Consider the following 25,777-nt stretch of genomic DNA (forward strand, 5'->3'; position numbering starts at 1 on the left):
CGCTGTCTATTTCATGGCGTTTGGCGATCTCACCATAGCCTGCCTGACCGTCCAGGTAGCTCTGGATAACTGTCAGCCTGAACTGCTCCGAGTACCGATACATGAAAACACCCCAAAAGTTGGTGTCCAACTTTTGGGGTGCAGTTCAATGCTCTGGCTTTTTTTGGTTCATCGCCGATCACGAATCCGGTTTGCAAATCCGTACATCGACGCAGAAGATACGGATTATCATTGGCTTGAATGCATACAAACGATGTAGTTGTATGGATTGCAGTAGGCTCAGCCATCGAACTGGTTTGTCCGTCAGGCGCTGAGCCAGGCGGACTCACGTTCGGAGGCTGGAACGGTTTGAGCGGACTGAGCCGACGTCTCAAATGACCTGAAACGTGTCGCGCACCGGCCTTCGCGCGAGAAGCCCTGACAGCTTCTTGAGCGCAAGCGACAACTGCCCGCGTTCGGCGACCCCACCGAGTGAAATCCGGATGGCACCTGCAACGGACGTGCCGTCCGCAAAAGCGTCGGCGCCGGTCACGCGAAGATCTTCGGAACGCGCGGTCCGGGTGAAGTCTGCCGATGTCCAATAGCTCGGCAGTGGATGCCAGATATGAATGCCCAAGGCAGGGTTGGCATCGAAGCCCGCCAGCCATTGTCTGGCGATTTGCTGCCGCGCGTCAGCCTCCGTCCGAATGCCGTCAAGGAGCGTCTTCGCGGCACCATCGAGGATCCACTGCGTGGCGAGCGCCGTCGCCAGCGGCGACGCCATCAGCGTGATGGCCCGGAGCGCAGTCAGCATCGCGTTCTGAACGGTCGGATCCTTCACGACCACATACGCGGTCCGCAGCCCCGGGCTCAGACACTTCGAGAGCGTCGAGACATAGGCGGTCTGCTGCGGCGCCAGGGTAGCGATAGGTGGGGGCGCATCAGGTGTGAGCAGCCAGTAGGGGTCGTCTTCGATAATCAGGATGCCCTGCCGCTCCGCGACACGGGCGATGTCTCGGCGTCGTGCCTCGGGCATCGTATGCGTCGTCGGGTTCTGTAGCGTTGGATTGAGGTAGACCAGCCGGACCCCTTCCGTCTGACATGCCGCTTCCAGGCTGTCTGGGCGCATGCCGTCGCCATCGACCGCAATCGTGACGATGCGCCTGCCGAGTTGCGATGCGGCGGCCCGGACCCCGGGATAAATCAAGGGCTCGGCGGCAATCGCGCCGCCTTGTTCCGTGCCAGCCATGATCAGGGCTGCCAACGCCGTCTGCGCACCGGGGCATGCCACGACGTCGTCCTCGGCGACCGAGCCCAGCATCGGCGCTAGCCAACGCGCGCCGGCAGACCGGTCGGTTGTCGTGCCGCCACCCAGGTGGTAGGTCATCAACAGTGCCGGATCCGCGCGCAGGGTGAGTTGCCCAATTCCCCGTCGCAGCATCTCGCCGACATCGATGCCGGGCGCCGGAGGTGGCACGTTCATGCTGAGATCCACGGCCTGGGACAACTCGTAAGCCGGTAGCGCAATGAACGTCCCTTGAGAGCCACGGGCGACGGTAAGACCGCGTCGGGCCGCCTCGTTCAGGCCACGGGTCACGGTCGTCAGGTCGACGCCGAACAGGGACGCGAGCTGTCGCTGCGAGGGCAGGCGGTCGCCCGGGGTAAGACTCCCGCCTTGCATCGCCGTCTCGATCAGGTCGGCGATCTGAAGGTATCGCGATCCGCTTCCTTCTCGAAGTGGCCGGGCCCAGTCGGGCCGGGCGGGTGCCTCGTTCGAGTGTTGATTCGGCATCGAAATCTCTTGTATGGGCGTTGTCTTACATTAGCATGCCTCGCGGTTCGGGTAAATCCATACAAAACCGGATAACCCGTTTTTCTTGCGAAGGTGGTTGTTATGCATGTGCGTGTGGCCGATACGCGGGGCGTCCGTCGGCGAAAGTCTCCCCGTTTCCTTTCTCCTGTTCTCTGGCGTTGGCTGACCCTCGCCGCGCTACCGCTAAGCCTGGCCGGTTGTTCGTGGGATCTGCTTGACCCCAGCGGGTCCATCGGCGTGCAAACGCGGGACCTGATCGTGCTGGCCACGGCGTTGATGCTGATGGTGGTGATCCCCGTGATCATCCTTACGCTGGTGTTTGCGTGGCGGTACCGCGAAGGCAATACCAAGGCCGAGTACGCGCCGCGCTGGTCGCATTCGACCCGCATTGAAGTGGTGGTGTGGGGGATTCCGTGCGTGATCGTGGCGCTGCTCGGCATCATCATCTGGGACACCACGCACAAGCTCGACCCGTTCCGCCCGATCGAATCGAAGGTGGCGCCGCTGGAAGTGGACGTGGTGGCGCTCGACTGGAAGTGGCTGTTCATCTATCCGCAATACGGCGTGGCGTCGCTGAACGAGCTACCCGTGCCAGTGGGGACGCCGATCAACTTCCGCATCACGGCCGAATCGACCATGAACGCGCTGTTCATCCCGCGCCTGGGCAGCATGGTCTACGCCATGGCCGGCATGCAGACGAAGCTGCATCTGATTGCCGACAAGCCTGGCGTGTTCGATGGCCGGTCCGCGGCGTATAGCGGCGCCGGTTTCTCGGACATGCATTTCCGCACCGTCGCCACGTCGCGCGCCGAGTTTGATGCGTGGATCGAGCGCGCCCGGGCATCGGGCCACATGCTTGACGAACAGACCTACCGCAAGCTGGAGCAACCCAGCAGCAAGGACCCCGTCACGCTCTACGCCAAGGTCGATCCGCGCCTGTTCCAGGGCGTGGTGGACCAGTACATGGCCAGCAATGGCGACATCTGCCGCGCTGACAGCCCGGTGACCATCAGCGCCATTGCCGGCGCCAACATGCCGCCGCTCCCGGCGCAGCAGCAGACCCTGGAGCGCTAATCATCATGCTTGGAAAACTCTCTCTCGACGCCATCCCCCTGCACGAGCCCATCATCATGGGCACGCTGGTGATGGTGCTGCTGGGCGGCGCCGCGCTGTTGGGCGCCATCACGTACTACAACAAATGGTCCTACCTCTGGAAAGAGTGGATCTGCTCCGTCGACCACAAGCGCATCGGCGTGATGTACATCATCCTGGCGCTGGTCATGCTGCTGCGCGGCTTTGCGGATGCCATCATGATGCGCACCCAGCAGGCCATCGCCGTGGGCGAGGCAACCGGCTACCTGCCTCCGCATCACTACGACCAGATCTTTACCGCGCATGGCGTGATCATGATCTTCTTCGTGGCGACGCCGTTCATCCTCGGCTTGATGAACGTGATCGTGCCGCTGCAACTCGGCGCGCGCGACGTGGCGTTCCCGTTCGTCAACTCGCTGAGTTTCTGGATGTCGGCGATGGGCGCGGTGCTGGTCATGATGTCGATGTTCGTCGGCGATTTCGCGGCCACTGGGTGGGTCGCTTATCCGCCCTTGAGCGGGCTCGGCTACAGCCCCACGGTAGGCGTCGACTACTACATCTGGTCACTGCAGATATCGGGGCTGGGCACCACGCTGACCGGCATCAACTTCATCGTCACGATCCTGCGCATGCGCGCACCGGGCCTGAACCTGATGAAGATGCCGGTGTTCACGTGGGCCGCGCTGATCACCAACATCCTGATTGTCGCCATCTTCCCGGTGCTGACCGCCACGCTGGCGCTGCTGGCCGCCGACCGCTACCTGGACATGCACTTCTTTACCAGCGAGCTTGGCGGCAACGCGATGATGTACGTGAACCTGATCTGGATCTGGGGCCACCCCGAGGTCTACGTGCTGATCCTGCCTTGCTTTGGCGCGTTCTCGGAGATCATCGCCACGTTCTCGCGCAAGCCGCTGTTCGGCTACACGTCGATGGTGTACGCCACATCGTCGATCGGTGTCCTGTCGTTCTTCGTCTGGCTGCACCACTTCTTCACCATGGGTTCGGGCGCCAGCGTCAATGCCTTCTTCGGCATCATGACGTCGATCATCTCGATTCCGACCGGCGTGAAGCTGTTCAACTGGCTGTTCACGATGTACCGCGGACGCATCCGCTTCCATTCGTCGACGCTATGGACGATTGGCTTCATGGTGACGTTTGCCGTGGGCGGCATGACCGGCGTGCTGCTGGCCGTGCCGGGCGCGGACTTCGTGCTGCACAACAGCCTGTTCCTGATTGCCCACTTCCACAACGTGATCATCGGCGGCGTGGTGTTTGGCTGCCTGGCGGCCATGACGTTCTGGTTCCCGAAAGTGTTCGGCTTCACGCTGAACGAGTTCTGGGGCAAGGTCGCGTTCTGGTGCTGGCTGATTGGCTTCTACCTGGCGTTCATGCCGCTGTACGCGCTGGGCCTGCAAGGCATGACGCGCCGCATGAACCACTATGAGAATCCCGATTGGCAGCCCTACCTGATCGTTGCCCTGGTGGGGGCGGTGGTCATCGGCTGCGGCATCCTGGCGATCCTGTGGCAGCTGTTCGTCAGCGTGCGCGACCGGAACAAGAACCGCGACCTGTCCGGCGATCCATGGGACGGCCGGAGCCTGGAGTGGGCTACTGCCTCGCCAGCGCCGTTCTACAACTTCGCGCACGTCCCGCACATCACGTCGCTGGAACAGCATTGGGATGACAAGGAAGCGGGCCGCGCCTACGTGGCGCCTGCCGCGTATGAAGACATCCACATGCCGCGCAACACGTCAGCGGGCTTCATCGTCTCGGTGTTCGGGCTGGTGCTCTGCTTTGGCCTGGTCTGGCACATCTGGTGGATGGCGGGCTTTGGCCTGGCCGCGATGATCTGCACGTTCATCGCCCGCGCCTATGACCGCGATGTGGACTACTACGTCCCGGCCGCCGAAGTGGAGCGCATCGAGCGCGCCCGCTTTGCGCAACTGAAGGGGGCCAACTGATCATGACGACGACCTTGAAACTGCGCGCAGACGCCGCGCAGGCACCGCACCACGAGACCCACGCCGCGCATGCGCACGATGACGATCACGCGCATCACGCCGAACAGGCGCAAGGCAGCCTAACGCTTGGCTTCTGGCTGTACCTGATGAGCGACTGCCTGATCTTCGCCTCGCTGTTCGCGACATTTGGCGTGCTCGTCAACGGCACGGCCGGCGGCCCGACCGGACGCGAACTGTTCGATCTGCGCTTCGTGCTCGGCGAAACGGTGCTGCTGCTGACCAGCAGCCTCACCTTCGGCGTGGCGATGCAGAAGGTACGGAACGGCAAGGGCAACCCCAACGAAGTCATCCGCTGGATGGTGCTGACGTTCGCGCTCGGTGCCGCCTTCGTCTGCATGGAGATCTTCGAGTTTCACGAACTGCTGCACGAGGGCGCAGGCCCGAACCGCAGCGCCTATCTGTCGGCGTTCTTCATGCTCGTGGGTACGCACGGCCTGCACGTCAGCGCCGGGCTGCTCTGGATCATCGTGATGGTCAACCAGGTGCAGGTGTTCGGTCTCGATGACATCGTGCGTCGTCGCCTGGCCTGCCTGAGCCTGTTCTGGCACTTCCTGGACCTGGTCTGGATCGGCGTTTTCACCATCGTCTACTTGCGGGAGTTCCTGTGATGGCCAACCAACGACATGCGCATGAGGATGACCATGGCAGCCTGCGCAGCCACCTGACCGGCTACGTGCTCTCGCTGGTGCTGACGTTCATCTCGTTCGGTGCGGTGATGGGCGAGCTGTTGCCGCCGCGCGCGGGGCTGCTGATGATCGTGACGCTGTGTATCGTCCAGTTGCTGGTGCAGCTGGTGTTCTTCCTGCACCTGGGCCCGCGCAAGGGCCAGCGGGGCAACACGGCCATCTTTGCGTGTACCGTGTTCCTGATCGCCATTGTCGTATCGGGGTCGTTGTGGGTCATGCACAACGCCAACCTGAACATGATGCCGATGCAGTCGGTGCCTGTTGGCAGCAGCCGATAGATTGCAGGCAATTGGCACGTCCATCGGTGAGGCTGATGGACGTGTCTTCAGATCATTCCCCTATCGGCGATTGCCGCGATGGTGTTGTTGCCACCGCCCCCACGCAGTACGCCGCAATCGCGTCCAGCACGCTTTCGGCCTCGCCCACCGCCGTGGCGCAGCCAATCCGCATCGCCGGAAATTGCGCCCGGCATTGGTCGATCAGCGCCGGCAGGTCGCGGCGGATGTGGCCGCCCTGGCCGAAGAACACCGGTACGACAGTGACTTCCGCCACGCCAACGCCGGCCAGTTCGGCCAGCGCCACGGGCAGCGACGGTTCCATCAGTTCGAGGAAGGCCAGCCGCACGGCGGTGTCCGGCAGCAGGGCAGACAGCTTGGCCTGCAGCCGGTCGAAGGGCTCGCGCCAGCGCGCGTCGCGCGCGCCGTGGGCGAAGAGGACCAGGCCGGTGGTGGCCACGGCCGTCAATGCCGGTCCACCCAGCGCAGGGCGCTCAGCGCCAGGGCCAGGTAGAGCGTGCCGGGGACGAGCGCCGAGACGATCGGCGGCCAGGTGTGCAGCAGGCCGACGTGCGAGAACAGTGTGTTCGACAAGTGGAACGACAGCCCCAGCATGATGCCGCCGAACACCTTCACGCCCACCGCGCCGGCGCGCGCGTGCAGGTACGCGAACGGCAGCGCCAGCGCCACCATCACGAACAGCGTCAGCGGATAGACCACCTTCTTCCAGAAGGCGATTTCATAGCGCTGCGTGTCCTGCTTGTTGTCGCGCAGGTGGCGGATGTAGCGGAACAGGTCGAGCGTGGACATCCGCTCCGGGGTGACCAGCAGCACCGACAGGATCTGCGGCGTCAGCTCCGAGTGCATCACCATGTTCGGGAACTTGGCCTGCTCGGCGCGGAAGTCCGGCGCCAGGGCGTCGCCCTTGGCGCCGTCGGGGTGGGGCAGCTCGATGAAACGGGTTTCGTTGACGTCATTGAGCTGCCACGCCTGACCGCCCTGGTAGCGGCCTTCCTTGGCCACGCGGATCACGCGCAGGCGGTATTGCTGGTCGAATTCGTAGATGGTGATGCCGTTGATGGTCTGGTCCGGCTTCAGCCCCTGCACATTGACGAAGCGGGTGACCTCGCCGCCGGCGCCCTCGGGCGTGGTGTCCTTGTCGCGATCCTTGACCCAGACCCCGGAGCGGAAGCCCGCCGACACCGTGGCGCCAATCGCCTCCAGTTTCACCTTCTGGGCGTATTGCTCAGCCGCGGGGCCGATGAATTCGCCGAAGATGAAGGTGACGACGGCCAGCGGCACGGCCAGCTTGAACAGCGAGAACAACGCCTGCCGCGTGTTCAGGCCGGCCACGCGGAAGATCGTGTATTCCGACTGGCTGGCCAGTTGCGAGAAGACGTAGATCGCGCTGATCAGCACCGCGATCGGCAGCACCTCGTACACCCGGGTGGGCGCTTCCAGCATGACGTGGAAGAACGCCACCAGCGAGGTGTAGCCGCCTTGCACGCTCTCCAGCTCATTGAGCAAGTCGAAGAAGACGAACAGCGACAGCACCGCGAACAGGATGAACGCGAACACGCCATAGATCAGGCGGCCGAAATACCGCTCGTAGACCTGGAGGATCCTCATGCCTGGCTCCCCTTGGGCGCCTTGCGGCGCATGCCGAACACGGCGCGCCAGCCGCCCAGGCTGCGGTTCTGCCGGTATCGGAACATGCCCACGGCGCCCAGGAAGGCCAGCACGTGGATCGGCCAGAGCGCCATCCAGAAGGAAAGCGTCCCGGAGCGCACCCAGGCCTGCGCCAGGTTGATCATGTTGCTGTAGGTCAGGTAGATCAGCACGGCGAAGACGAGCGGCGTATAGCGGCCCAGGCGCGGGTTCACGTACGCGAGCGGAATGGCGATCATCACGAAATTGAAGGCGAGGATCGGCAGCGAGACACGCCAGAGCAGTTCGCCCAGGTTCTCACGGGTGGGATTGCGGATCAGGTCGATCGTGTCGCGGGACTTGGGCGGGATGTCGCTCTCGCTCTCGGGTGGCTTGTTGTCCACCTTGACGGCATAGCGGTCGAATTCCAGGATGCGGTAGTCGAGCTGGCCCGGCGTGCCGGCGTAGCGCCGGCCGTGTTCCATCACCACCAGGCGGTCGCCGTTCGGCATGGTCTGGAACTGGCCCTGGTGGGACAACGCCACGCCGATCTTGCCCGCCTCGGCATTGGCCACGAAGACGTTGCGCGCGTACTTCATGTCCGCGTCGATGCCCTCGATGAACAGCACGTAATTGCCGTTGGCCGGCTCGATGAAGCGGCCCGAGGCGATCATCGACAGCACGCCGCGCTGCTGGAAGCGGTCGCGGAACAGGCTGCTCTGCTGGTTGGCCCACGGCCACGCGAACATGCCCAGCAGCAACGCCATGACGAAGAACGGCGCGGCGAACTGGAGCACCGGCTTGATCAGGTCGCGCAGGGAGATGCCGGCCGAGAACCACACCACCATCTCGGAGTCCTTGTACCAGCGGGTCAGGACGATCAGCGTGGAGATGAACAGCGTGGCCGACAGCAGGATCGACAAATAGCCGATGGTGGCCAGGCCGATCAGCATCAGCACGTCGTTGGGGCTGGCCTTGCCATTGGCGGCCATCCCCAGGATGCGGATCACGAGCGACGTGAGCATGAAAGTCAGCATCACCAGGAACACCGCGCCGGCGGTGTAGGCGAGCTCGCGTCGCAGGGCTTGTTGAAAGATCATGCGGAATCGCTTCCGGCTGCCGGCCGGAGCGGGCGATGTACCGGGGGCCGAGGGACTGGCAGGACCGCGGGCTGTCAGCGTGGCGGATCGGCGGCGGCAGATCGCGGATGAAAATCGCGGATAATGGGGCCTTTCTTTTCGACGAGCCCCTGAAGGAAGCGCGATGGAATTTAGCACAAAAGCCCTGGATTGGAGCAAAGCCGGCCAAAATGGTTTCCTGGCCACGAAGACCGACTGCCTGGTGGTTGGCCTGTTCGAGGGCCAGAGCCTGGCTGGTGTGGCCAAGGCACTGGATGTCGCCACCAAGGGGCTGGTGGCGCGTCTGGTGAAGCAGGGCGACTTCGAGGGCAAGCGCGGCACCCAGCTGATGCTGCACGAAGTGGCCGGGATTGGCGCCGCCCGCGTACTGCTGGTGGGCCTGGGCAAGGAAGCCGAGTTCTCGGACAAGGCTTTCGTGGAGGCCGTGCGCACCGCCGTGCGTGCGCTGTCCGGCACGCGGGCCGCATCCGCCCTCTGGTGCCTGGCCCAGCAGCCGCCGGCCCAGCGCGACGTGGCCTGGGCCGTGATCACCACCATCACCCTGGTGCGTGACGCCGGCTACCGCCTGCTGGAGCGCCATCCGGAACTCAAGCGCCCGCCCAAGGGCGTGGGCACGGACAAGTCGTCGCTGCGCAAGATCGTGCTGGCCGTGGATGCCGCCGACGCCAAGCAGGCCACCCAGGCCGTGGTGCGCGGTACCGCCATCGCCAACGGCATGGAGCTGACCCGCGACCTCGGCAACCTGCCGTCCAACATCTGCACCCCGACCTACCTGGCCAATACCGCCCGGGCCATGGCCAAGCGCCACAAGCTCAAGGCCGAGATCCTGGGCCGCAAGCAGATCGAGGCCCTGAACATGGGCGCCTTCCTGGCCGTGACCAAGGGCAGCGTCGAGCCGCCGCAGTTCATCGTGCTGCGCTACGACGGCGCCGCCGCCAAGCAGGCCCCGGTGGTGCTGGTGGGCAAGGGCATCACCTTCGATACCGGCGGCATCTCGCTGAAGCCGGGCGAGGGCATGGATGAGATGAAGTACGACATGTGCGGCGCCGCCTCGGTGCTCGGCACGATCCAGGCCGTGGCCGAAATGGGCCTGAAAATCAACGTCGTGGCCGTGGTCCCGACCTGCGAGAACATGCCCAGCGGCATCGCCACCAAGCCGGGCGACGTGGTGACGAGCATGTCCGGCCAGACCATCGAGATCCTGAATACGGACGCCGAAGGCCGCCTGATCCTGTGCGATGCGCTGACCTATGTGGAACGCTTCAAGCCCGCCGCCGTGGTGGACGTGGCCACGCTGACCGGCGCCTGCATCATCGCGCTCGGCCACGTGAACAGCGGCCTCTTCGCGCGCAACGACCTGCTGGCCGACCAGCTGCTGGACGCCGGCCGCAAGGCCATGGACACCGCCTGGCGCATGCCGCTGGACGATGACTACCAGGACCAGCTCAAGTCGAACTTCGCCGACATGGCCAATATCGGCGGCCGCCCGGCGGGCAGCGTCACGGCGGCTTGCTTCCTGGCGCGCTACACGGAAAAGTACGACTGGGCCCACCTGGACATCGCCGGCACGGCCTGGAAGAGCGGGGCGGCCAAGGGCGCCACCGGTCGTCCGGTACCGCTGCTGACGCAGTTCCTGATGGATCGCGCGTCGTAAATCGACGGAAAGGTAGCCGGGATGACGCGCATCGACTTCCACAGCAACGTGCCGGACACGCTGGCCTACGTCTGCCGCCTGGTTCGCAAGGCGTACGGCGCGGGCCAGAAGGTGGTGGTATACGGCACGGCACAGCAGCTGACGCAGCTCGATGCGCGGCTGTGGACGTTCTCGCCGCTCGACTTCCTGCCGCATTGCGGGCTGGACAGCCCCAACGCGGCGGTGACGCCGATCATCCTGGCCGCCACGCTCGAGGGCGTGCCGCACCACCAGATCCTCGTCAACCTGTCGCCCGAGGCGCCGGCGCAGTTCGCCAGCTTCGAGCGGCTGATCGAGGTCGTGGGGGCCGGCGAGGCCGAACGTGCCGCCGGGCGCGACCGTTACCGCTTCTATCGTGAGCGCGGCTATCCGCTCACGCACCACGACATTGGCCAGTCCGCCAAGGGAGAATCCGCATGAGTGAACGTACCACCTCGCGGGTGATTCCGCGGCTGGGCCCGAACGACAGCGTGCCGTTGCTGACCGAGGTCGTGGACCTGCCCGACCTGCCGGAGACCGCCTTCGCGCCGCCGCCGGGGCATGCCTCCATGTCGACCAACACGCCCGCCAGCACGGTCATCGACACGGCAAACATGCCTGAGTCAGGGCTGGTGTCGTCAGTCGGCGATACCGAGGGTGGGGTGGAGGACGATCCGGAAGCGCCGATGATCGACCCGGTGCCCTTTCTGCCGGGTGAGGATGACCTGCGCGCGGTGCGCTCGGAACTGCTGACGCGCGTGATGATGCGTTTCCGCACCGAGTGGCCGCAGGTGGTGGAAGCCCATACCGAAGCCACGCTGCAATCGCGGCTGGCGCCGCTGACCGCGCAACTGGCCAGCGAGCTGACGCAGGCGTTGGAGGCGAGGCTGGTGGAATGGCTGGATGCGACGCTCGAGGAGATCGAGCGCGATCCGGGCGGGATGTAGCAGAGAAAGCAGGGAAAGCAGAGAGTTTTCCCCTCTCCCGCAGGCGGAAGAGGGGAGACGGGGACCCAGGCAGGGTCAGTCCGTCACGGCGCCCTTGCTGGCAGTCGAGGCCAGTTTCGAGAACTTCGCCAGCACGCCACGCGTGTAGCGCGGCGCCGGCTGCTGCCACGTGGCGCGGCGCTTGGCCAGTTCCTCATCGGATACGTTCAGCTCCAGCTTCAGCTGGTGCGCGTCGATCGTGATTGAATCGCCTTCCATCACCAGTGCGATGGTGCCGCCCACGAACGCCTCGGGCGCCACGTGACCGACCACCATGCCCCAGGTACCGCCCGAGAACCGGCCGTCGGTGATGAAGCCCACCGATTCGCCCAGCCCCTTGCCGATGATGGCCGAGGTCGGCGCCAGCATTTCCGGCATGCCCGGGCCGCCCTTCGGGCCCAGATAGCGCAGCACGAGGATGTCGCCGGCGTTGATCTTGTCGGCCAGGATGGCGTCCATCGCGCTTTGCTCGTCCTCGAACACGCGCGCCGGGCCGGTGATGACCGGGTTCTTCAGGCCGGTGATCTTGGCGACCGCGCCTTCTTCGGCCAGGTTGCCCTTCAGGATGGCCAGGTGGCCCTGCGCGTACAGCGCCTTGTCGAGCGGCAGGATCACGTCCTGGTCCGCGCGCGGCTGGTCGGGCACGCCTTCCAGTTCCTCGGCCAGCGTGCGGCCGGTGATGGTCAGGCAGTCGCCATGCAGCAGGCCGGCGTTCAGCAGCAGCTTCATCACCTGCGGAATGCCGCCCGCGCGGTGCAGGTCGGTGGCCACGTACTGGCCCGACGGCTTCAGGTTGCAGATCACCGGCACGCGGCGGCGGATGCGCTCGAAGTCGTCGATGGTCCACTCCACCTCGGCCGAGTGCGCGATGGCCAGGTAGTGCAGCACCGCGTTGGTCGAGCCGCCCGTGGCCATGATCAGCGTCACGGCGTTCTCGATCGACTTGCGCGTGATGATGTCGCGCGGCTTGATGTCCTTCTTGATCGCATCGACCAGCACGCGCGCCGATTCCGCGGCGCTGTCGACCTTTTCCTCGTCCGGGTTGGCCATCGTCGACGAGTACAGCAGGGACATGCCCAGCGCCTCGAACGACGAGCTCATGGTGTTGGCCGTGTACATGCCGCCGCAGGAGCCGGTGGACGGGCAGGCGTTCTTTTCCACGCCCTCGAAGTCTTCCTGGCTCATGCGGCCGGCGGTGAACTCGCCCACGGCTTCGAACGACGACACGATGGTCAGGTCGCGTCCCTTCCAGTTGCCCGGCTTGATGGTGCCACCGTAGACGTAGATGCCCGGCACGTTGGTGCGCGCCAGCGCGATCATGCCGCCCGGCATGTTCTTGTCGCAACCGCCGATCACGACCACGCCGTCCATCCACTGGCCCTGGGCTGCGGTCTCGATGCAGTCAGCGATCACTTCGCGCGAGATCAGCGAGTACTTCATGCCCTCGGTGCCCATCGACATGCCGTCCGAGATGGTCGGCGTGCCGAAGATCTGCGGGTTGGCGTCGGACGCCTTGATGGCGTCCACGGCCGCATCGGCCAGGCGCTGCAGGCCGGCGTTGCAGGGGGTGATGGTCGAGTGGCCATTGGCGATGCCCACCATCGGCTTGTCGAAGTCTTCCTTCTGGTAGCCGAGCGCGTAGTACATCGAACGATTGGGGGAGCGCGCCACGCCTTGCGTGATGTGCTTCGAGCGTTTGTTGAATGCCATGGTGGGGGTCTCTCCGGGGAGTTTGCGGCGGGCTCGGACGTGGTCGATGCCACGGCCTGCCGTGTTTGTGGCCTGAAGGATGCCGCCTGCGTAGTATCATGTCAAATATATTATTTGACCTGTATTGAGTCGAAAAATCTATCACAGCGACGAACGGGAGCGTGCGTGGACCTGCGGCAACTGCGGTACTTCGTGACAGTGGCGGAAGAGCTACATTTCGGCCGCGCGGCAAGGCGGCTGGCCATGACCCAGCCGCCGCTCTCGCAGCAGATCCAGTCGCTGGAGGAGGAGATCGGCGTGCAGCTGTTCGCGCGCACGCGCCGGTCCGTGATGCTGACGCCCACCGGCCAGCAGTGGCTGCCCGAGGTGCGCCGCGTGCTGGCCGATGCCGCCGCGCTGCCCGGGCTGGCCCAGCGGCTGGCGCGGGGCGAGGTGGGCTCGCTGGCGCTGGCCTTCGTCAGCACGGCCGACTACGGCATCCTGCCCGAGCTGCTGCGGCATTTCCGCGCTCGGCACCCCGAGGTGCAACTGCAACTGCGCGAAGCCACCAGCGACGTCCAGCTGGAGGCGCTGGCCGAGGGCGCGATCGACGCGGGTCTCGTCATCCGTCCGCAACTGGCCGTGATGCCGCACGGGCTCTCGTACCTGCCGCTGGTGCGCGAGCCGCTGGTGCTGGCCGTGCCCGATGGCTGGCGGCCCGCCAGCCTCGCCGCCGATGCCCCTGCGCCGACCGAAATCGCCCTGCGCGACGCCGCGCACGAGCCGCTGATCATCTTCCCGCGTCGTAGCGCGCCGGCGTTTTATGACATCATTACGGGCTACTATGCGCGGGACGGCCTGACGCCGGCGATTGCCCAGGAGGCCATCCAGATGCAGACCATCGTGAGCCTGGTGTCAGCTGGCATGGGCGTGGCGCTGGTGCCCGCATCGCTGTGCAACCTGCGGCGTACGGGCGTGTCCTACCTGACGCTGCGCGATGCCGGCCCGCTGATCGAGACCGGCCTGGTCTGGCGCGAAGGCGCCGCCGGGCCTTCGGCCGGGCAATCGGGGATGGCGCCGGTGCTGCGGTCGTTCATCGACATCGCGGCCGGGCTGGCCACCGCCATCGGCCTGTCGCAGGACGATGGTATCAAGGCAGCATGACCCCGACGGCATCACCCCAGACACTATATAAATACCTCTCCTCCGCCATGCTCGTTCATCCGCAATTCGACCCGGTCGCGCTTCACCTGGGCCCGCTGGCCATCCGCTGGTACGGTCTGATGTACCTGGCCGGCTTCATCATGTTCCTGTGGTTCGGCCGCCTGCGCGTGCGCCAGCCGCACATCGCCGCGCGCGGCTGGGCCACGCGCGACCTCGACGACATGCTGTTCTACGGCGTGCTCGGCGTGATCCTGGGCGGGCGGCTGGGCTACGTGCTGTTCTACAAGCCGACCTACTACCTCACGCATCCACTCGAGATCTTCAAGGTCTGGGAGGGCGGCATGGCGTTCCACGGCGGCTTCCTCGGCGTGCTCGTGGCGATGTGGGTGTTCGGCAAGGTGCGGCGCCGGCACTGGCTGGAAGTGACCGACTTCATCGCGCCGATGATCCCGTGCGGGCTGGCTGCCGGCCGCATCGGCAACTTCATCAACGGCGAACTGTGGGGCCGTCCGACCGACCTGCCGTGGGGGATGATCTTCCCGCAGGCTGGCGACAACATCCCGCGCCACCCGTCGCAGCTGTACCAGTTCGCGCTGGAAGGCGTGGCGCTGTTCCTCATCCTGTGGCTGTTCTCGCGCAAGCCGCGCCCGATGGGGGCGGTGTCCGGCGCGTTCCTGATCGGCTACGGCGGCTTCCGCTTCCTGGCCGAGTTTGCGCGCGAGCCGGACACCTTCCTCGGCCTGCTGGCGCTGAATTTCTCGATGGGCCAGTGGCTGAGCCTGCCGATGGTGCTGGCCGGCGTGCTGATGATGGTCTGGGCCTATCGCCGCCAGGGCAACGGCGCCGCGGCGGGCGCGGCGCGCTGATCGCCGTCAGTTCCCGGCGGCCCGGATGGCCTCGATCCGCTCGCGCGTGAGCGGGTGGGTCGAGAAGAAGCTGGCATCGTCCTCGGACTTGTCCGACGACTTGCCGCCATGGGCGTCTTCCAGCTTCCCCAGCACATCGGCAAGGGCGGAGACCGGCAAGCGGTTCCGCCGCATCACCTCTACCGCGTAGGCGTCCGCCTCGCGCTCATGGTCCCGCGAATAGCGCATGGTCAGCATCGCGGCCGGCACCGTGGCGAGCACCGTCGAAAAATCCCCAAAGAAGTACGCCGCCAGCGCGCCGACGGCCGATGCCTGGATCACCTGCTGCAGCCCGTGGCGCTGCGCCACGTGGCCGGCCTCGTGCGCCAGCACGCCCATCATGCCGGCACCGGTGCCGATCAGGGCCACCAGTTCGTCCGTGACCACGATGGTGCCGCCCGGCAGCGCCAGCGCGTTCGCGCCGAGCCGGTCGCCGTGGCGGAACAGCAGTTGGTAGGCGTGGTCGGGATCGTCGGGGCGACGTAGCGCGGCAAAGTTGTCGCGAATCCGCTGCTGGTCGGCGGCGGGCAGCTTGCTTGGCGTCACGAGGCCGTGGTCGAGGCTGTCGAGCGTGGCCTGGCCCAGTTGCGCCTCGATGGACGCCGGCACGGTCGACGCCAGCACCTCGGCGCTCCACGGCAGCAGATAGAAATAGGCGCCCAGCACGACGGCCAGCATCCCCAGCAGGGCGAGGCCCGTAAGCCGCCAGCTGTTCTGCGCGCGCGACACCCAGCCCTCGCGGTGGCCGGTGCTGGCCAGCATGGCCTCGAACGTGGCGTGGTCAGCCACCTCGCAGTACGCGCCGTCATCGAAGGTCACCAGGCGCGGCGCCCGCTTGTTGCGCTCGGACACCCGCAGCGAGGCCAGCGGCGCACGGCGCACCTCCGCGCCCTCGGCATCGTGCAGGATGGCCTGCCCGCCCTGCACGATCAGCACGACGGGATGGGCGCGCGACGAGCGCGTGTCGAAATACCGGGCCGCTACCATGGCGATGCTCCGCGCCGCGCTCAGAGCGCGATGTCGATGTCGTACCAGTCCACGGTGGCGTCGCCCAGCGCGCTGACCTGCTCGGCTTCGCCGGCCACGAAGGCGTCCAGCGGACCGGCGGCGAACATCGTCACCGATTCCACGCGGTAGCGGGTGGAGCGGACTTTCGCGAACGGCAGGAACAGGCCGCAGGTGAGGGCGATGGCGATCCAGTTGGTAATCGTGATGAAGATCATGCGGCCCGCGCCCACGCGGCTCTCGAAGCGGTGCGGGGCCAGCGTGGTGTGGCTCCAGACCAGGTTCTGGAGCTTGGCCGTGAAGTAGGGGCCGGTCAGCATGATGCCGAAGTAGGTGAACGCGACCGTCCCACCGAGCACGATGGCCACGCCGCCCTTGGTATCGGCCCCGGCCGGGATGGCGATGGCGCTGAGCACGGCGCCGACGATCATGAACAGCGCCGTCACCATGCCGGTACGCAGGTACACGCCATAGAAGTCACCAGACGTGGCATCGAACGCGAACGGTGCCGTGCCAAAGCGCGTGTGGTTGTGCTGGTACTGCTTGAAGCGCTGGTGCGCCAGCGGCGCCAGCAGGCCGAGCGTCAGCGTCGACAGGATCGGCCACAGCAGGAACACCTTGTAGGCTTCCTTGTCGCCGCCGGTGAAGGCAAAGCGCAGTCCGCGATAGCTCGAATTGGCCATGCGGAAGCGCAGCGAGCGCACCAGCAGGTACGGCCACACGGCGGCAAAGACCACCGCGAACACCAGCGGCAGCACCGGGCTCACCACGCCGCTGAACTGGACCACCATGGCCAGCACCAGCACGATGGCGCGGCCCTTGAGGATGGCGCCCGGTTTGCCGTGATAGTCGAACGCGGCGTCATCGAGCCGTGTGTTGCGATAGAAATACTGGAGCGTGCGGACCTTGGCCCACGCGGAGTAGATGCCGAGCGTGACCACCGTGAGCAGCGCGTTGACGATCCAGATACGGAAGTATTCCGAGCCCGATCCGGTAAACGAGAGCTGAAGCGGTGCCGGCGGCGGGGGCGTATGCCCAAAATCCGATGATCCCGCACCGATGAAGTGCTCGCCCTTGTGATCCCATGCCATGTTTTGACCTCCCTGGTCGTCGGGGCGTCGTGGGTCGGCATTCTGGCGCCAACCGCCCTCGTTTCATATTTGCAACCGATTTGCCCGGGCCTTTCGTGCGCCGGGCGACACATTGTGGCACTGCGCTGACGGCTGTCCATCACAAAACGCCGGAATAGACGAGTCAGAGAGTGTTGGCGCGTCGAGGTCAGTCGTAACGACGGAGAAACATCCTGTTACATGCTCCATGAAATGTAACAAGTCGTCAATCGTCCACCTCAATAAAATCAATGACTTAAGTAGGATGGCACGGTATTCGCTTTATGACTTGTTACAAAAAGACGGGTGGCATGGCGAAGCTGCCCGCGGCGATGGACCGAGGGAGGACATCGACCGGGATGACGCCACGCAGCAGAAAAGCAACGGGAAAGTCCGCGTCCCAACGGGACGCTTCAGCGGGGGCAGGCGCGGGCCAGCGCCAGGTAATCACTCTGGTCCACGCACGTCGGCAACGAGCGCCGGCAAGCGATGAGATGTCCGACGGCGGTTCTTTCAGGCGCGGACGATTTCCCCGGCAGGGAGGCCTGGGGAAGTCGTCCGCTGCACCTATTTGTACTCCCCGAATGTCTCCGAAACGGCTGGCGAGGTTTGCGCGCTACGCCTTTTGTCGCTTTCCGCATTGCAGCATCGAAACCGCTTGCCACGCTGCCGGCGCTCCCCATAATTATGAATTATTGCGGCGCATACGCCGCGTGGGCAGTCTTCCCCGGTATCCCGGGACCGGAGGCATCGTGCGAATCATCCGGCAGGCGCTGTACCTCGAAGTGGCAGACCGTTTGCGGGCGATGATCGACGATCACACGCTGATGCCCGGCGCATGGATCGACGAAGTGGCGCTGGCCGCCTCGCTCGGCACCTCGCGCACGCCGTTGCGTGAGGCGCTCAAGGTGCTCGCGGCCGAAGGGCTGGTGCGGCTGGAGCCCCGGCGCGGCTGCTTCGTCAACGCGCTGACCGAGCAGGATCTCGATGAGATCTTCCCGCTGATGGCGCTGCTCGAAGGCCGCTGCGCCTACGAGGCCGCGCGCAACGTCACGCAGGCCGATCTCGACGCGCTGGAGGGCCTGCACGCCGACCTCGCGCGCTACGCCCAGGCTGGCGACATCGACGCCTATTACGAAACCAACTATCAGATCCACGAGGCGCTCCAGCGCCTGGCCGGCAACCGCTGGCTGTCCGGCGTGGTCAGCGACCTGCGCAAGGTGCTGCGCCTGTCGCGCCACAAGAGCCTGAAGCTGCCGGGCCGGATTCACGAATCGTGCGCCGAGCACATGTCGGTGTTTTCCGCGCTCAAGGCGCACGACCCGGAAGGGGCCGAGGCGCTGATGAAGACCCACGTGCTGCGCCAGCGCGGCGCGCTGCGGGCGCTGGATCGTGCCGATCCGGCCCCGGAGCCTGCCGAGTCCGCAGCCGCCGCCTCACCCGTTCTCCGCAACGTTCTCGCCGCAGGAGTCTCATGAGCGCCCTCGATCCCGCCGAACAGAAAGTCAGCGCCCCGCTGGAAGCCACGGAACCGGTCGGCGATACCTTGTTGTCGCGCTTCGGCCGCTGGTGGAGCCGCAAGGGCGAAGGGGAAACCGCCCCGGCCAAGCGTGCCAAGGCGGAGGAGGCTGACGCCCCGGCGCTGTCCACGCGCGCGATGAAGCGCCAGCGCGAGCAGCTTCGCCCCTGTTTCGATGCCCGGCTGACCGATGGCGCCGCCAACGCCGCCGCACAGGCCTGGCAGGCCGAGTACGAGGCCGCGCCTGAGCCGGTGCGCCAGGCGATGCTGACGGTGCTGGCCGAAGTGGCGGCGGGTGCCGATGGTGCTGGCGCGAAGTCGGGCAGCGCGCAATCGGCCTCCCAATCTGGCGCGGCGTCCGGCCTGTCGCAGGCGCTGTCCAACGCACGCATCCGCTTCTTCAAGCGGCTGGCCGCGCACCATGGCAAGAGCGACAACAGCGCGTGCGGCCTGCACTTCCTGATCCAGCTGCGCGCGGACATGCTCCGCTGGCACAAGCGCGTGCCGGGCCTGCGCGTGCTCGACGAAGACCTGGAAGCGCTGTTTTCGAACTGGTTCGATGTCGGCCTGCTCGAGTTGCAGCCCATCACCTGGGACTCGCCCGCCTCGCTGCTGGAAAAGCTGATCCGCTACGAGGCCGTGCACGAAATCGCCTCCTGGACCGACCTGCGCAACCGGCTCGATTCGGACCGCCGCTGCTACGCGTTCTTCCATCCGCGCATGCCGCGCGAGCCGCTGATCTTCGTCGAGGTGGCCTTCGTGCCCGAGATGGCGGCCAACGTGCAGGCGCTGCTTGACGAGGCCGCGCCGCTGGAAGACCTGCGCCGGGTCAAGTGGGCTATCTTCTATTCGATCTCCAACACGCAGGCCGGGCTGCGCGGCGTGAGCTTCGGCAATTTCCTCTTGAAGCGTGTCATCGAGGAATTGCAGCGCGAGTTCCCCAAGCTGAAACAGTTCGCCACGCTGTCTCCGCTGCCCGGGTTTGCCGACTGGCTGCGCAAGCAGCACGGCGACGCCATCGTGACGATCCTGGGCGAGAAGCGCCTGGCGCGCTGGACCGAGCGCCAGGGCACGCCGCCCACGGATGGCGCCGGCTGGCTGGCCGCGCTGCCCGCCGACGCGCCGGACCCCGTGGTGCGCGATACCGCGCTGACGCTGGCCGCCCACTACCTCGTGCGCGAGGGCGCGCCGGGGCAGCCGGCGGACCCCGTGGCGCGCTTCCACCTGGGCAATGGCGCCTGCGTGGAGCGGCTGAACTGGGCTGCCGACCTGTCGCGAAAAGGCCGCGCCCAGTCGTGCGGCATGATGGTGAATTATCTTTACGTGCCGGAGGCGCTGGATGACAATCTGGCACGCCTTGGCGATGGCAATCCCCGCATGAGCCGTGCGGTGGGCAAGCTGCTGTGACCCCTGGGTCGGGCACGGATGACGCCAGGCATTTTTGTCGGGTGAATGTAGTACTTCGATTGACTTTCCGCAGCAAGTAGAGAGAGGAGACAGTACATGAAACGTCGTCAGTTCCATCTGACCGCGTGCGCGCGTGCGTTCGCGGTCGTGGCGGGTGTAGCCGCCGCGTCGGCAGGGTCGATGTATGCGCCGGCCGCGCTGGCCGATACGTGGCCGAGCAAGCCGGTCACCGTGATCGTGCCGTTCCCCGCCGGCGGCGGCACCGACGCCTTCGCGCGTCCGCTGACCGCCCAGTTGTCCAAGCAGCTCGGCAAGCAGTTCGTGATCGACAACCGCGGTGGCGCGGGCGGCACCGTGGGCGCCAGCATCGCCGCCAAGGCCGCGCCGGACGGCTACACCATCTTCATCGGCGGGGCGCACCACGCCATCGCCCCGTCGTTCTACAAGAAGCTCGATTACGACATCGAGAAGGACTTCATCCCCGTCACCGTGATTGCCCAGCCGCCGCAGGTGGTGGTGGTGAATCCGACCAAGGTGCAGGCCAACACGCTCAAGGAGCTGATTGCCTACGCCAAGGCCAATCCGGGCAAGCTGAACTATGGTTCGGCCGGCAATGGCTCGTCGCACCATCTGGCGGGCGAGCTGTTCAAGCTGCAGACGCAGACCTTCATCACGCACATCCCCTACAAGGGCGCCGGCCCGGCGCTGTCGGATTTGATCGCCGGCCAGGTGGACATGCTGTTCGACGGCCTGGGCTCGTCGGCGCAACACATCCGCGCGGGCCGTATCAAGGCGCTGGCGGTGGCGGCGAACAAGCGCTCGCCGGCCTTCCCGAACGTGCCGACGGCGGCCGAGGCGGGCGTGCCAAACTACGAGGTGTCGACGTGGTACGCGCTCTGGGCGCCGAAGGGCACGCCGAAGGAAGTGATCGACCGGCTCTACACCGAGACCACCAAGGCACTGAACTCGCCGGAAATGAAGCAGATCTGGCTCCAGAACGGCTCGGAAACGCCGGCGTTCACGCCTGACCAGTTCGCCACGTTCCAGCATGCCGAAATCAAGCGCTGGGCCGAGGTGGTGCAGCGCTCCGGCGCCAAGATCGACTGATGGGCGGCACCGTCACGTTCGCGCGGGACGGCGCCGTGGCCACGGTCACGCTGTCGCATCCGGGCAAGCTCAACGCGATCTCGACCAGCATGTGGCAGGCGCTGACCACGGGCTTCGCGGAGCTGGCGGCGGATACGTCGCTGCGCTGCGTGGTGGTGCGGGGCGCCGAAGGCAATTTTGCCGCCGGCGCCGACATCGCCGAGTTTCCGGTCGTGCGGGGCGACGAGGCGTCGGTGCGCCGCTACCACACGGAGATCCTCGCCCCGGCGCTGGCGGCCATCGCCACGTGCCCGCATCCGACGCTGGCGATGATCGAGGGTGTCTGCGTGGGCGGCGGGCTGGAAATTGCCTGCCACTGCGATCTGCGCATCGCCGCGGCGGGCAGCCGCTTCGGCGTGCCAATCAACCGGCTGGGTTTCCCGATGGCGCCCGGCGAGTTGGGCGGGCTCCTGGCGCTGGCCGGGCGCGCCGTCACGCTGGAAATCCTGCTGGAAGGCCGTGTGTTCGATGCGGCCGAGGCGGAGCGTAAGGGCTTGCTCACACGCGTGGTGGCCGAGTCCGCGCTCCACGACGAGGTAGCCGCCACCGTGCAGCGCCTCTGCGCCGGCGCGCCGCTGGCCGCCCGGATCAACAAGGCGACGATCCGTCGCCTGTCGCCCGATCCCGCGCCGCTCCAGGCGGCCGAAATCGACGCGCATTTCGCCTACGCCGGCAGCCGCGATCACGCCGAGGGCGTGGCCGCCTTTCTGGCGCACCGGCGGCCCGAGTTCACCGGGGAGTAAGATGGCGGCCGGCCGGCACGTCCGCGTGCCGGTTTCGCCACCGCAATCCCGTCTTATTCGCCGGCATCCTATTTCCTTCGATTCCGTACCATGAACGCCAATCTGTTCGCCCTGTTCGAATCCCGCTTTCCCGTCGACCGCAGCGCGTGCTGCATCGAGACCCATGACGGGCTGTACTACAGCTGGGATGACCTGGACCGTGCCACCGCCAAGATCGCCAACCTGCTCGCCGCGCTGAAGCTGCCGGCCGGCGCGCGCGTGGCGGTGCAGGTGGAGAAATCGCCCGAGGCGCTGTTCCTGTACCTGGCCACGCTGCGCGCGGGCTATGTGTACCTGCCGCTGAACACCGCGTACCAGGAATCGGAAATCGACTATTTCGTGGGCAACGCCGAGCCCGCCGTGGTGGTCTGCGGCAGCAAGAACTTCGGTTGGGTGTCGAAGGTGGCGTTCCGCCACAACACCGCGCACGTGTTCACGCTGGACGACGACCGCAGCGGCTCGCTGCTGGCCCGCGCGGCCGCCCAGCCGGACACCTTCCAGACCGTGACGAAGGGCGACGATGACCTCGCGGCCATCCTCTATACCTCCGGCACCACGGGCCGCAGCAAGGGCGCGATGCTGACGCACCGCAACCTGGCTTCCAACGCCCAGACGCTGCACGAATACTGGGGCTGGCGCAGCGACGACGTGCTGCTGCACATGCTGCCGATCTTCCACGTGCACGGGCTGTTCGTAGCTTCCCACGGCGCGCTGCTGGCCGGCGCCAAGATGATCTGGGCGCCCAAGCTCGACATGGCGCAGATCCTTGCCTTCCTGCCGCGCGCGACGGTGATGATGGGCGTGCCGACCTACTACGTGCGCATGCTGCAGGAGCCGCGCTTCAACCGCGAGGTGTGCGGCAACATGCGGCTGTTCGTGTCTGGCTCGGCGCCACTGCTGCTGGAGACGTTCGACGGCTTCCGCGAGCGCACCGGCCACACCATCCTGGAGCGCTACGGCATGAGCGAGACCGTGATGCTGGTCTCGAACCCGTACGATCCCAAGCTCGGCGAGCGCATCGGCGGCACGGTGGGCATGCCGCTGCCGGGCGTGTCGGTGCGCGTGATGGATGGCGAGGGCAACCCCTGCGCGCCGGCCGCGATCGGCAATGTGGAGGTCAAGGGGCCGAACGTGTTCAAGGGCTACTGGCGCATGCCGGAGAAGACCGCCGAGGAATTCACCGCCGACGGCTGGTTCAAGACCGGTGACGTGGGCCGCTTCGGCGGAGCCATCGTCAGCCAGGCCGGCGAGCGCAAGGTGCCGGACGACTACCTGACGATCGTGGGCCGCAGCAAGGACCTGATTATCTCGGGCGGCTACAACGTCTATCCGAAGGAAATCGAGAGCTTTATCGACGAACTGCCGGGCGTGGTGGAATCGGCCGTGATCGGCGTGCCGCATGCCGATTTCGGCGAGGCCGTGGTGGCCGTGGTGGTGCGCAAGCCGGGGGCGGAGATCGACGAGGCGGGGATGATCGGCACGCTGCGTGGCCGTATCGCCAACTTCAAGGTGCCCAAGCGCGTGCACGTGGTGGACGAGCTGCCGCGTAACACGATGGGCAAGGTGCAGAAGAACGTGCTGCGGGAGCAGTTCGCCGCGCTGTGATGGATTTCCCCCTCGCCCTGTAGAACTGGGAGAGGGGGAAGCCGAACTACCTGTTTACTTCACCATCTGGACCGACCCATTGACCGACACGGTCACATGGGCTTTGCCGCCTTCCATGGGGATCGGCGCGCCGGCGTCTGCGGACATCGCCTTGGCGGCATACATGCGCGGCGTCGGCGGCACCACGCCGCCGCTGTCGTTCATCGACACTTCACGAATCGTATAACTGCTATAGCCGAACAGCTTGGTGCTGGTCTGGGCCTTGTCGCGGAACGCCGACACGGCCTGCTCGGCCAGCTTCGCCTCGGTGGCCTGGCGTGCCTCGCGCGAGAGCGAGAAGGCGACGTTCTGCACCTGCATCTGGTTGGCCAGTTCGCCGGCCAGCTTCGACACCGCCGCGAAATCCTTCGACTTCAGGATCACTTCTGAGCGCCCGCGCCACGTGCTGATGCGGCCGTTGCGGTCCGTGCTCGGATGGATGGTGAAGCCGCCCGACTGCGCTTCCACGCCCGAGGTGCGCTTGGCCTGCGCCAGCACGGCCTGCGTGCGGGCCGACAGCGCGGACGAGATCGCCGACGGCTCGGCGCCTTCCTGTTCCGCGGCCAGCGTCAGTTGCACCACGTCCGTGGGTACCTCGGTGACCGCCTCGGCGGACAGCGACAGTACGCCGGCGGGCGGCGGCAGGGTCTGGGCCGATGCCACGGCAGCGGTGGTACTCAGCAAAGTGGCCGCAAGCAGTTGTTTCATTGTTGTTCTCCCGATCAAAGTGGTGGCTTTCAGACGCCTTTCCGCGCACTTCGTTCCGTGCGCGGCTGCAATGACTGTATCCGGGTGTTTCGCCGTGTAATACGGAGGGAGCGGCGCGCTCAGAACGTCCGCCACGCCTTCCAGAGCATGTACGAGGCGAGGCAGGCCAACAGCACGGCGAACACGCGCCGCAGCGCGTTGACGTCCATGTTGTGCGCCGCCCGCGCGCCCAGCGGCGCGGTGAGCACGCTGGCGATGGCGATGATGCCCAGCGCGGGCAGGTACACATAGCCGAGCGAGCCGGCCGGCAGGCCGCCCACGTCCCAGCCGCCCCAGACGTAGCCGACCACGCTGGCGAGCGCAATCGGGAAGCCGAGCGCGGCCGACGTGGCCACGGCGTTGTGGATCGGCACGTTGCACCAGGTCATGAACGGCACGGAGATGAAGCCGCCGCCGGCGCCCACCAGGCTCGAGATCAGGCCGATGACCGACCCCACGCCGACCATGCCCGGTGTGCCCGGTAGCCGGCGCGCGGCCGGTGGCCGGCGGCTGCGCAGCATCTGGAGCGCCGAGAAGCCGACGAAGACCGCGAACAGCAGCGACAGCCAGCCGGTCTTGAGCACGCTGAAGATCTTGCCGCCGCCGATCAGGCCACCCACCAGGATGCCCGGCGCCAGCGCCAGCACAATGCCCCAGCGCACCGCGCCGCGCTTGTGGTGGGCGCGCACGGAGGAGAGCGAGGTGAACAGGATGGTCGCCATCGACGTGGCGATGGCCATATGGACGATGTGGCTGTCGGAGACCTGCATGGCTGTATAAAACAGCGTCAGGAAGGGCACCATCAGCATGCCGCCGCCCACGCCGAGCAGCCCGGCGCAGAAGCCGGTGAAGGCGCCGAGGATCAGCAGCCCCGGAATCAGGACAGGACTCATGGTCGCCCCGTCACTTCATCAGCCGTTCGGTGATATAGCGCCATTCGGCCGGCGTGACCGGCGTGATGGAGAGGCGGTTGCCGCGCCGGAGCACGACCATGTCCGCCAGCGCCTCGTGCTCGCGCAGCGCGGGCAGCGGGACCAGCGCGCTCTTGCGCACGAAACGCACGTCCACGAGCGACCAGCGCGGCTCATCGGGCTTCGAGGCCTTGTCGTAGTAATCGCTCTTGGGATCGAACTGCGTGGGATCGGGGTAGGGCTGGGAGCAGACCTCGGCCAGTCCGGCGATGCCGGGCTCGGGGCAGGAGGAGTGGTAGAACAGCACACCATCGCCGATGCGCATCTGGTCGCGCATGAAGTTGCGCGCCTGGTAGTTGCGCACGCCCGTCCACGGCAGCGTGCCGCGCCTGGCAAGATCGTCGATGCTGGCTTCGTCCGGCTCGGACTTCATCAG

The 25,777-nt window shown here is 66.2% G+C and carries 25 protein-coding genes; 14 read left to right on the forward strand and 11 right to left on the reverse strand.

Annotation, left to right across the window (positions count from 1 at the left end; genetic code table 11):
* The coding region (locus AC1EJR_RS02045) for a transposase (RefSeq protein ID WP_477106569.1) at positions 1 to 103 on the reverse strand (103 nt) is incomplete at its 3' end.
* 267 nt (positions 104 to 370) lie between these two features.
* Positions 371 to 1,771 carry an aminotransferase-like domain-containing protein gene (locus tag AC1EJR_RS02050; protein WP_092290787.1) on the reverse strand — a complete coding sequence of 467 codons (1,401 nt, stop codon included), beginning with the start codon at positions 1,769 to 1,771 and terminating at the stop codon, positions 371 to 373.
* 102 nt (positions 1,772 to 1,873) lie between these two features.
* On the opposite strand from AC1EJR_RS02050, the gene cyoA reads away from it, so the two are divergent.
* From cyoA to cyoD, 4 genes are read left to right on the forward strand one after another with little or no spacing between them, the layout of a single operon-like run.
* Complete coding sequence (gene cyoA / locus AC1EJR_RS02055) at positions 1,874 to 2,866, forward strand: ubiquinol oxidase subunit II (protein WP_092290785.1); 993 nt, start codon at positions 1,874 to 1,876, stop codon at positions 2,864 to 2,866.
* A 5-nt stretch (positions 2,867 to 2,871) separates the two neighbouring features.
* The gene (gene cyoB / locus AC1EJR_RS02060) at positions 2,872 to 4,848 is read left to right on the forward strand and encodes a cytochrome o ubiquinol oxidase subunit I (protein ID WP_477112796.1); all 1,977 of its coding nucleotides are present in this window, start codon (positions 2,872 to 2,874) and stop codon (positions 4,846 to 4,848) included.
* 2 nt (positions 4,849 to 4,850) lie between these two features.
* Positions 4,851 to 5,516 (forward strand): cytochrome o ubiquinol oxidase subunit III, encoded by a 666-nt coding sequence (gene cyoC / locus AC1EJR_RS02065; RefSeq protein ID WP_092290781.1) that lies wholly within the window; start codon positions 4,851 to 4,853, stop codon positions 5,514 to 5,516.
* The gene (gene cyoD / locus AC1EJR_RS02070) at positions 5,516 to 5,872 is read left to right on the forward strand and encodes a cytochrome o ubiquinol oxidase subunit IV (RefSeq protein WP_092290779.1); all 357 of its coding nucleotides are present in this window, start codon (positions 5,516 to 5,518) and stop codon (positions 5,870 to 5,872) included. Before cyoC ends, cyoD begins: the two co-directional genes overlap by 1 nt.
* 52 nt (positions 5,873 to 5,924) lie before the next feature.
* Here cyoD and AC1EJR_RS02075 read toward each other — a convergent pair whose 3' ends face one another.
* From AC1EJR_RS02075 to lptF, 3 genes are read right to left on the reverse strand one after another with little or no spacing between them, the layout of a single operon-like run.
* Entirely contained in the window at positions 5,925 to 6,329 is a 405-nt protein-coding gene (locus AC1EJR_RS02075) for a sirohydrochlorin chelatase (RefSeq protein WP_369825672.1), read from the reverse strand.
* Between the two features lie 5 nt (positions 6,330 to 6,334).
* Complete coding sequence (gene lptG, locus AC1EJR_RS02080) at positions 6,335 to 7,498, reverse strand: LPS export ABC transporter permease LptG (protein ID WP_092290775.1); 1,164 nt, start codon at positions 7,496 to 7,498, stop codon at positions 6,335 to 6,337.
* Complete coding sequence (lptF, locus tag AC1EJR_RS02085) at positions 7,495 to 8,616, reverse strand: LPS export ABC transporter permease LptF (protein WP_092290773.1); 1,122 nt, start codon at positions 8,614 to 8,616, stop codon at positions 7,495 to 7,497. The genes lptG and lptF overlap by 4 nt, the downstream gene beginning before the upstream one ends.
* A gap of 163 nt (positions 8,617 to 8,779) precedes the next feature.
* Between lptF and AC1EJR_RS02090 the strand changes: the two genes are divergently transcribed.
* Genes AC1EJR_RS02090 through AC1EJR_RS02100 form a run of 3 tightly spaced genes read left to right on the forward strand, consistent with a single transcriptional unit; the run spans position 8,780 to position 11,274 of the window.
* A complete protein-coding gene (locus AC1EJR_RS02090; protein ID WP_092290771.1) occupies positions 8,780 to 10,309 on the forward strand; it encodes a leucyl aminopeptidase in 1,530 nt (509 codons plus the stop codon).
* Positions 10,310 to 10,330: 21 nt separating this feature from the next.
* Positions 10,331 to 10,768, forward strand: a complete 438-nt coding sequence (locus AC1EJR_RS02095) for a DNA polymerase III subunit chi (protein WP_092290769.1) — start codon at positions 10,331 to 10,333, stop codon at positions 10,766 to 10,768.
* Positions 10,765 to 11,274: a hypothetical protein gene (locus AC1EJR_RS02100; RefSeq protein ID WP_477112797.1), complete on the forward strand. Its 510-nt coding sequence runs from the start codon at positions 10,765 to 10,767 to the stop codon at positions 11,272 to 11,274. Before AC1EJR_RS02095 ends, AC1EJR_RS02100 begins: the two co-directional genes overlap by 4 nt.
* A gap of 75 nt (positions 11,275 to 11,349) precedes the next feature.
* Here AC1EJR_RS02100 and ilvD read toward each other — a convergent pair whose 3' ends face one another.
* Positions 11,350 to 13,023 (reverse strand): dihydroxy-acid dehydratase, encoded by a 1,674-nt coding sequence (gene ilvD, locus AC1EJR_RS02105; RefSeq protein ID WP_477112798.1) that lies wholly within the window; start codon positions 13,021 to 13,023, stop codon positions 11,350 to 11,352.
* A gap of 165 nt (positions 13,024 to 13,188) precedes the next feature.
* On the opposite strand from ilvD, the gene AC1EJR_RS02110 reads away from it, so the two are divergent.
* Together AC1EJR_RS02110 and lgt are read left to right on the forward strand one after the other, a co-directional pair.
* Positions 13,189 to 14,166, forward strand: coding sequence for a LysR family transcriptional regulator (locus AC1EJR_RS02110; RefSeq protein ID WP_092290763.1), 978 nt, complete (start codon positions 13,189 to 13,191; stop codon positions 14,164 to 14,166).
* A 47-nt stretch (positions 14,167 to 14,213) separates the two neighbouring features.
* Positions 14,214 to 15,032 carry a prolipoprotein diacylglyceryl transferase gene (gene lgt / locus AC1EJR_RS02115; protein WP_092290761.1) on the forward strand — a complete coding sequence of 273 codons (819 nt, stop codon included), beginning with the start codon at positions 14,214 to 14,216 and terminating at the stop codon, positions 15,030 to 15,032.
* Between the two features lie 6 nt (positions 15,033 to 15,038).
* Here lgt and AC1EJR_RS02120 read toward each other — a convergent pair whose 3' ends face one another.
* Both AC1EJR_RS02120 and AC1EJR_RS02125 read right to left on the reverse strand, forming a co-directional pair.
* Positions 15,039 to 16,058 carry a M48 family metallopeptidase gene (locus AC1EJR_RS02120; protein WP_477109777.1) on the reverse strand — a complete coding sequence of 340 codons (1,020 nt, stop codon included), beginning with the start codon at positions 16,056 to 16,058 and terminating at the stop codon, positions 15,039 to 15,041.
* A 20-nt stretch (positions 16,059 to 16,078) separates the two neighbouring features.
* A complete protein-coding gene (locus AC1EJR_RS02125; protein WP_092290756.1) occupies positions 16,079 to 17,167 on the reverse strand; it encodes a YjgN family protein in 1,089 nt (362 codons plus the stop codon).
* 770 nt (positions 17,168 to 17,937) lie between these two features.
* Between AC1EJR_RS02125 and AC1EJR_RS02130 the strand changes: the two genes are divergently transcribed.
* The 5 genes from AC1EJR_RS02130 to AC1EJR_RS02150 all read left to right on the forward strand — a co-directional run bounded on the left by AC1EJR_RS02130 (position 17,938) and on the right by AC1EJR_RS02150 (position 23,644).
* Entirely contained in the window at positions 17,938 to 18,663 is a 726-nt protein-coding gene (locus tag AC1EJR_RS02130; protein WP_255370682.1) for a GntR family transcriptional regulator, read from the forward strand.
* Entirely contained in the window at positions 18,660 to 20,111 is a 1,452-nt protein-coding gene (locus AC1EJR_RS02135) for a malonyl-CoA decarboxylase domain-containing protein (RefSeq protein WP_092290754.1), read from the forward strand. The genes AC1EJR_RS02130 and AC1EJR_RS02135 overlap by 4 nt, the downstream gene beginning before the upstream one ends.
* A gap of 96 nt (positions 20,112 to 20,207) precedes the next feature.
* A complete protein-coding gene (locus AC1EJR_RS02140; protein ID WP_092290752.1) occupies positions 20,208 to 21,218 on the forward strand; it encodes a Bug family tripartite tricarboxylate transporter substrate binding protein in 1,011 nt (336 codons plus the stop codon).
* Positions 21,218 to 22,000 carry an enoyl-CoA hydratase/isomerase family protein gene (locus tag AC1EJR_RS02145; protein WP_477112799.1) on the forward strand — a complete coding sequence of 261 codons (783 nt, stop codon included), beginning with the start codon at positions 21,218 to 21,220 and terminating at the stop codon, positions 21,998 to 22,000. The genes AC1EJR_RS02140 and AC1EJR_RS02145 overlap by 1 nt, the downstream gene beginning before the upstream one ends.
* A 90-nt stretch (positions 22,001 to 22,090) precedes the next feature.
* The gene (locus AC1EJR_RS02150; RefSeq protein ID WP_477104823.1) at positions 22,091 to 23,644 is read left to right on the forward strand and encodes a malonate--CoA ligase; all 1,554 of its coding nucleotides are present in this window, start codon (positions 22,091 to 22,093) and stop codon (positions 23,642 to 23,644) included.
* Between the two features lie 54 nt (positions 23,645 to 23,698).
* On the opposite strand, the gene AC1EJR_RS02155 is transcribed toward AC1EJR_RS02150, so the two are convergent.
* The 3 genes from AC1EJR_RS02155 to AC1EJR_RS02165 all read right to left on the reverse strand — a co-directional run bounded on the left by AC1EJR_RS02155 (position 23,699) and on the right by AC1EJR_RS02165 (position 25,774).
* Complete coding sequence (locus AC1EJR_RS02155) at positions 23,699 to 24,391, reverse strand: SIMPL domain-containing protein (protein WP_441645478.1); 693 nt, start codon at positions 24,389 to 24,391, stop codon at positions 23,699 to 23,701.
* 119 nt (positions 24,392 to 24,510) lie between these two features.
* Positions 24,511 to 25,323, reverse strand: a complete 813-nt coding sequence (locus AC1EJR_RS02160) for a sulfite exporter TauE/SafE family protein (RefSeq protein ID WP_092290744.1) — start codon at positions 25,321 to 25,323, stop codon at positions 24,511 to 24,513.
* 10 nt (positions 25,324 to 25,333) lie between these two features.
* Positions 25,334 to 25,774, reverse strand: a complete 441-nt coding sequence (locus AC1EJR_RS02165) for an EVE domain-containing protein (protein ID WP_092290742.1) — start codon at positions 25,772 to 25,774, stop codon at positions 25,334 to 25,336.
* Between the last annotated feature and the right edge of the window lie 3 nt (positions 25,775 to 25,777).

This window comes from Cupriavidus sp. 05T42 (assembly GCF_056396345.1).

Bases quoted from the DNA above. Each gene is read 5' to 3' on its own strand.
- AC1EJR_RS02050 (WP_092290787.1), bottom strand. From the start codon at position 1,771: ATGCCGAATCAACACTCGAACGAGGCACCCGCCCGGCCCGACTGGGCC.
- cyoA (WP_092290785.1), top strand. From the start codon at position 1,874: ATGCATGTGCGTGTGGCCGATACGCGGGGCGTCCGTCGGCGAAAGTCT.
- cyoB (WP_477112796.1), top strand. From the start codon at position 2,872: ATGCTTGGAAAACTCTCTCTCGACGCCATCCCCCTGCACGAGCCCATC.
- cyoC (WP_092290781.1), top strand. From the start codon at position 4,851: ATGACGACGACCTTGAAACTGCGCGCAGACGCCGCGCAGGCACCGCAC.
- cyoD (WP_092290779.1), top strand. From the start codon at position 5,516: ATGGCCAACCAACGACATGCGCATGAGGATGACCATGGCAGCCTGCGC.
- lptG (WP_092290775.1), bottom strand. From the start codon at position 7,498: ATGAGGATCCTCCAGGTCTACGAGCGGTATTTCGGCCGCCTGATCTAT.
- lptF (WP_092290773.1), bottom strand. From the start codon at position 8,616: ATGATCTTTCAACAAGCCCTGCGACGCGAGCTCGCCTACACCGCCGGC.
- AC1EJR_RS02090 (WP_092290771.1), top strand. From the start codon at position 8,780: ATGGAATTTAGCACAAAAGCCCTGGATTGGAGCAAAGCCGGCCAAAAT.
- AC1EJR_RS02095 (WP_092290769.1), top strand. From the start codon at position 10,331: ATGACGCGCATCGACTTCCACAGCAACGTGCCGGACACGCTGGCCTAC.
- AC1EJR_RS02100 (WP_477112797.1), top strand. From the start codon at position 10,765: ATGAGTGAACGTACCACCTCGCGGGTGATTCCGCGGCTGGGCCCGAAC.
- ilvD (WP_477112798.1), bottom strand. From the start codon at position 13,023: ATGGCATTCAACAAACGCTCGAAGCACATCACGCAAGGCGTGGCGCGC.
- lgt (WP_092290761.1), top strand. From the start codon at position 14,214: ATGCTCGTTCATCCGCAATTCGACCCGGTCGCGCTTCACCTGGGCCCG.
- AC1EJR_RS02120 (WP_477109777.1), bottom strand. From the start codon at position 16,058: ATGGTAGCGGCCCGGTATTTCGACACGCGCTCGTCGCGCGCCCATCCC.
- AC1EJR_RS02125 (WP_092290756.1), bottom strand. From the start codon at position 17,167: ATGGCATGGGATCACAAGGGCGAGCACTTCATCGGTGCGGGATCATCG.
- AC1EJR_RS02135 (WP_092290754.1), top strand. From the start codon at position 18,660: ATGAGCGCCCTCGATCCCGCCGAACAGAAAGTCAGCGCCCCGCTGGAA.
- AC1EJR_RS02140 (WP_092290752.1), top strand. From the start codon at position 20,208: ATGAAACGTCGTCAGTTCCATCTGACCGCGTGCGCGCGTGCGTTCGCG.
- AC1EJR_RS02145 (WP_477112799.1), top strand. From the start codon at position 21,218: ATGGGCGGCACCGTCACGTTCGCGCGGGACGGCGCCGTGGCCACGGTC.
- AC1EJR_RS02150 (WP_477104823.1), top strand. From the start codon at position 22,091: ATGAACGCCAATCTGTTCGCCCTGTTCGAATCCCGCTTTCCCGTCGAC.
- AC1EJR_RS02155 (WP_441645478.1), bottom strand. From the start codon at position 24,391: ATGAAACAACTGCTTGCGGCCACTTTGCTGAGTACCACCGCTGCCGTG.
- AC1EJR_RS02160 (WP_092290744.1), bottom strand. From the start codon at position 25,323: ATGAGTCCTGTCCTGATTCCGGGGCTGCTGATCCTCGGCGCCTTCACC.
- AC1EJR_RS02165 (WP_092290742.1), bottom strand. From the start codon at position 25,774: ATGAAGTCCGAGCCGGACGAAGCCAGCATCGACGATCTTGCCAGGCGC.